Source organism: Paraburkholderia kirstenboschensis, from assembly GCF_904848585.1.
In the GTDB taxonomy this organism is placed as follows: Bacteria; Pseudomonadota; Gammaproteobacteria; order Burkholderiales; family Burkholderiaceae; genus Paraburkholderia; species Paraburkholderia kirstenboschensis.
Genome location: NZ_CAJHCR010000049.1, coordinates 1 through 5,321, shown reverse-complemented (window position 1 = coordinate 5,321; position 5,321 = coordinate 1). Strand labels below are relative to the sequence as shown.

Genomic DNA, 5,321 nt, shown 5'->3' with positions numbered 1-5,321 from the left:
AATTCGCTGCCCAGCGCGAGCCTAAGTTGCCATTCATCGAACGTGAGAATCGGAAAGCGCGGTGTCCTGAGCGCTTTCCGCTTACGCCGTCGCGAGCACGCGTCCGGTGGCCGTAGAACGTATTAAATCTGTCTCTATTGCGTAATTAAAAGTGTCACTTTGCGTCGGCGACGCTTTAAAGCAACTAACCGCCAGCCGGCACAGGGCGTTTCAACTGGTTCGCTATGAACCGTTTGGCAAAAGGGAGGTGCAGCCCGCCACCCCGCGGCCGGCACCGAAATGCGACGATTACCCGTTCGACCCACGCGAGGCATCACTGCGTAGTCGTAGAAGCACTCGATCCTGGAGCGCCAGGCGGTCCCGCCGTCGCATCGCCGGCGCCGTTGAACGGACCGGGAGGAGCCCATAGCAGAAATGTGAACGACACCAGACGCGGCGAAATGGCGCTTCGATCACACTGCTGTTGATCATGAACGGACTCTGCCGACTGCATTGCGGACAGCGAGTGCGAAGTCTTTCCTGATGGGCTGCACACCAATCTTCCTCCGCAAGTTGATGCAGCACACTATGGTAGCCGTGAGCTGCACACTGTCGGCAATACCTGAAAGCCGCGTGATACCGGTCGCCCGGCGTCCTGTCGAGCAACGATGTGCGCAACACGGGCTCGGGCAGACGCAGCAGCCGGCGAAGTTGAGTGAGAGCGAGCGCGCTTCGCAGCGGGACCACCCCTGCGAGTGGATCAGCGTCGGGGCACATCAGGCGCATCAGTACATCGCCTGGCAGGGCATTGGCGCACGCAAATTTCCACAGAATCGAGACGAGCGATTCGCCCGGCAGGAGCCAATCGATCCTGAACTCGCAGTCCGCTGGCCTTCCGGAACGCCATTCGTCAAAGGTCAAAATCGGATAGCGCAGCGTCTGATGCGCCTTGCAACTACGCTGTTGCGAGCACGCGTCCGGTTGCATGGCGGGACTGGATATAGCCGCAATGATGAACAGCATGGGTCCACAAAGCCGGCTCCGGGCAGTAACCTGGCGCATCCTTGATTTCGCTTTCCTTGAGGATCGACGGCGCGGACGAACGACTCCATCGGCAAATCGAGGTTGCCGGGTAAGCTCGCCTTGTGATGTGCAGCCTCGAACGTCTGCCACAGCTGGCGGGCGTCGCTCACCAGGCGATAGCCGGCGTCAAACGCCTCTGGCACGTAAAAGCGTGTGAAGCTCCAGGGCGTGCCTTCGGGGTAGGCCGTCTGATCGTAACCATTCAGGCATGTCGCGACGTCCTGGGCATTGCGGATGCCATAGAACGCGAGTTCGTCGACCATGAGGCGCGCGACGATCTGCGTCTTGCCCGCAAGCTGCAATGCGGTCTTCTGCGCGAGTAGTTCTTCCTGCCCGACGAGAAACGTGAAGAGCTTGATCTGCTGGCGATCAAGTACGTCATGCACGTCTCGCAGCCACTCGTATTCATTTTCATTGAACCTCTGGGCCTCGTCGAGGAACATGAACACAGCATTGCTTCCCGAGCGCGCGGCTGCCTCGCGAATACGCAATGACAGGCGCGAACGTTTGGCCGAACTGGTGCCGGCGTTGGGTGCGTGATCGCCCACCGCCTCCAGCAGAGTCGCGAAGAAGGGCCCCTCTGCATGCCGCGGCTTGTGCTCGCACTGCGCATGATAGGTTGTTATCTTCGGGTACTGACGCGCGAGGAGCAGCCGCACGTATTCAATGGCCCGCGTTTTGCCAACCCGCGATGGCCCATAGATGAGCGCGCCCATGATGCGGTAGCGCAGGCAGCGCGTGACGAGCTCATAGAACGCTTCGATCTCAGGGGTGGCAAGGCGATAGTTGCCGGTGACGAGTGGGTGCAGCGATGGATCGACCGGACGCGGAATCTGAAGCGACATGACACACCTCGCAGCTAGAACAGCGGAGTTAAAAGACCTGACCGGTACCGATCGAAAGCTTTCGCGGGCGAACCAGGGTGCATTGCTTAAAATCGTCGACCGTGGTCGCTTGCGCATCCATCCCTGGCGCTGTGTCCGAGATGACGGAATCTGTCCCGGGCGGGTGGGGCGGACCGACGGGAGTACGCACAGTCGGTGCCAATCTGAGCAATCGCGCCGCATGAGCGAGTTCCGTCGCAGCCTTGCGGGTCTTCTTCGCCTGTCTCATCTTCTCGTCGACGTAGGCTTCAATCGGGTTGAGGCCGAGGCTGGCGTTGCGTCGCCGACTGCCCGATTGTTTGAGAATCTGCTGACGCAGCTTGAGGTTGTGCGGCACCACACGCCACGCGCCTTGCGCCTCGAGTACACCGAGCTCCATGCCGTCGGAGAGGAAAGCGCGCACGGAGCGCAGGTCGTCGGCGTTCATGTAGATCAGCAGATGCTGACCGATGAGGTGCGCACTCGTTGCAAGAACACTGTTGGTGTAGCGCACGCCATACAGGTTGATGTGCGGGCGCACGCCCTGTTGAAGGTAGGCCCGCACGCGGCACTGCCGTGCCGACTGCATCAGGCAGAGCGTCCTGCGCTGGTGTTCTGCCAGCCAGACGAGCATCATTTCGCGGCCGCGCACGAGGTACTCCATCGCTTCAAGCGGAGTCGCGTTGTTGAGTCCGCGGTGCGGTGTGCCGTTGTAGCTCGAGATGGCGTACTCAACGAGTTCCGCCAGTTCATCAAGGGAGACGTAGAGACGCAGATCGCCTTTGGGATCCGACAGCGCCCGGCGAAGGTCGCGTATATGAGAACCCGTGTATCCCGGCAACCGTGAAGACAGCCGACTGGCAATCGTGCCGAAAAAGCGTTCAATATAGGGCCGCTCGTCCGGGCAGTGTTTCGGTCCGGCATCAGCGAGGCAGCCGACGAATTCGCACAACGCCGTCATCGTTTCGTCGGCGAGGTTGGCCTTCGCGTTGTCGAGCCTGATCCACTCCCAAGTCACGTAGCCCAGTTCAGGCATCTTCCCTGACGGAAAGCCGTCCTGCTGTCTGTAGGTGAGGCCTGGTATTGTGAACGTTCGCGGGCAGTGAGGCGTCAGTGCATTCTCGATAGTCTTGATGACGTCGTAGCGGCTGTATTCTGTGGCTAATGCTATGTGATACCCAATCACGGCACGCGTGCAAATGTCGATGATCACCAGCAGCCAGACTCTTTCCATCTCGAATTCATGCGCGAAACCCAGCGGATCACGTACCACCACCTTGAGGCGTACGTCCAGCCGGTGACCGTCGAACTCGACGACCTGATATGGTCGGACCGCCGCGGGTGGACCGGAGTCGTCAACACGCGGCAGGCCTTTGAGATGCGTGGCGCCGGCGGAGTGTGCAGCGGCCCCGAAGCTTCGCAGCAGTTCCGCCTTCACCCGTCGCGAAAGCGAGCGGATCGCATGGTCGGCCGTGTTCAGCGGGTAGTCGGCCGCCGTCAACCCGACTGACCGGCATTGCCGCAGGAAATTGTCGTGTAGAGACTGCAGGCCGCGCAGACGCGTGCGCAGGTGCCCGTCGGTATGGACCTGCTCGAGCCACACCTTGCGTTGCTTTACCTGAAGCAGCAGCCACCCTGTCAACGTCGGGTAGCGTTCGAGAAGCTGGGCGAGCGCGCCAGCTGCCCCGCGGCTGCCACACTCGCCGCGCACCTGCACATCACGCACTCGCGCATATTCCGCGATGCGCACGTAGTGGATGAGCGCGCGGAAGCCGAAGGGGCGGCCGTCAGGGTGAACTGTCTGGGCGCGCTCAAGCCAGCGGTACAACTGCCGCCGATTGAAGTGAGTCGAAACTTCGATGGCCCTGATCGGCTCGCCGGCGATGTAGCGCAGTATGGCTTGCCGCCGCGCCTCGAACTTGCGGCGGACCGGTTCGTCAAGCTCGGTATGGGCGACAGCGGGCCAGGCGTTGACATCAATCGTCTGCAACTCCGGCTTGCGGCGACTCATGATGACGCCTCCAACGCTACGAAGGACGTGAGCAGTGACAGTGGTTGCGTCTGAAGTGCCGACGCGGTGACGTGACCGCTGTGCAGCAGGCCGAACAAGGCAGCGCGAACGATCACCGGGTCGCTCGTCACGAACTCGCGCTCAATATCGAGCAGTCGGCGTGGCTCCTCCACGAATTGCACGATGGCCGGCGGTAACGTTGCCGGAACAACGCCCCGGTTCGCAGCGAGGTATGGGAGGATGCGCTGCCAGTTGTCCGTCCACGCACGGGCCGCAGCGAGTTCAGCCGATGCGACCAGCCTGACTCCTGCGGTGCCAGCGTCAACCTTCGCGTGTGATGCGTCCAAATCGGATCCCCAAAGCAGTTCGCTTAGTACAACCAACTCCTCGCGATCAACGTAGCGCACCCAGAAATCGGCGAGATGACGGTCTTCATTGATCAGCACGTAGCCAGGTCGCTCGCAGAAGGTGATCACCTTCGGGTTTGCCTCGAACAATAACCATTGTTCAAGCAACGCACGACGGTAGAACATGACCCGGCGCGCGAGCTTGGGGCTGAAGGCTTCGAATCGGTGTGCGCCGCGTGGACGACCAATCGCGACCGGCCCGGTCGCGTGAAGGGTATCCGCCATGAGATCGGCCTCCTACCGACGGGATTTGGAGTGTAGGAGGCGAGTTGGCAAATTTAATACGGACATACGTGAGTTGACACTTTCATGCCGATTTAAAGGGCAATAAAAGTGTCAACATGCGCGCGTTCTTGCCCCCGGTTGCTGGGGAGGGCCGGTGACAGATTTATTACGTCCTACGGTGGCATGACGGGACTGGATATAGCCGCAGTGATGAACGGCGTGGGTCCACAAGACTGGCTCGGGGCAGTAACCCGGTGCATCCTTGATCTCGCTTTCCTTGAGCACGATTTCGACGGCGCGTGCGAACGATTCCATCGGGATCTCAAGGCTGCCGGGCAAGCTCGCCTTATGATGGGCAGCCTCGAACGTCTGCCATAGCAGCGCGGCGTCACTGACGAGGCGATAGCCGGCATCAAACGCCTCTGGCACGTAAAAACGTGTAAAGCTCCATGGAGTGCCTTCCGGGTAAGCAGTCTGATCGTAACCATTCAGGCACGTAGCGATATCATGGGCATTGCGGATACCGTAGAACGCGAGTTCGTCGACCATGAGGCGCGCAACGATCTGCGTCTTGCGCGCGATCTGCAACGCAGTCTTCTGCGCGAGCAGTTCCTCCTGCCCGACAAGGAATGTGAAGAGCTTGATCTGCTGGCGATCAAGCACGTCGTGCACGTCTCGCAACCATTCGTACTCGTTTTCGTTGTACCTCTGGGCTTCGTCACAGAACAGGAGCACGGCGTTGCTTCCCGTGCG

Annotated in this window: 2 protein-coding genes and 2 pseudogenes; all 4 read right to left on the bottom strand. The window is 60.6% G+C overall.

All coding sequences use genetic code 11. The annotated features are described in order from the left end of the window. Positions 1-934: 934 nt before the first annotated feature. Positions 935-1,907, bottom strand: a pseudogene (locus JMY24_RS37695) (AAA family ATPase). Between the two features lie 28 nt (positions 1,908-1,935). Further along, complete coding sequence (locus JMY24_RS37690) at positions 1,936-3,936, bottom strand: integrase core domain-containing protein (protein WP_128598683.1); 2,001 nt, start codon at positions 3,934-3,936, stop codon at positions 1,936-1,938. Further along, entirely contained in the window at positions 3,933-4,568 is a 636-nt protein-coding gene (locus tag JMY24_RS37685; RefSeq protein ID WP_201704075.1) for a hypothetical protein, read from the bottom strand. The genes JMY24_RS37690 and JMY24_RS37685 overlap by 4 nt, the downstream gene beginning before the upstream one ends. A 111-nt stretch (positions 4,569-4,679) precedes the next feature. Continuing rightward, a pseudogene (locus tag JMY24_RS37680) lies at positions 4,680-5,321 on the bottom strand (ATP-binding protein); the annotation flags it as partial.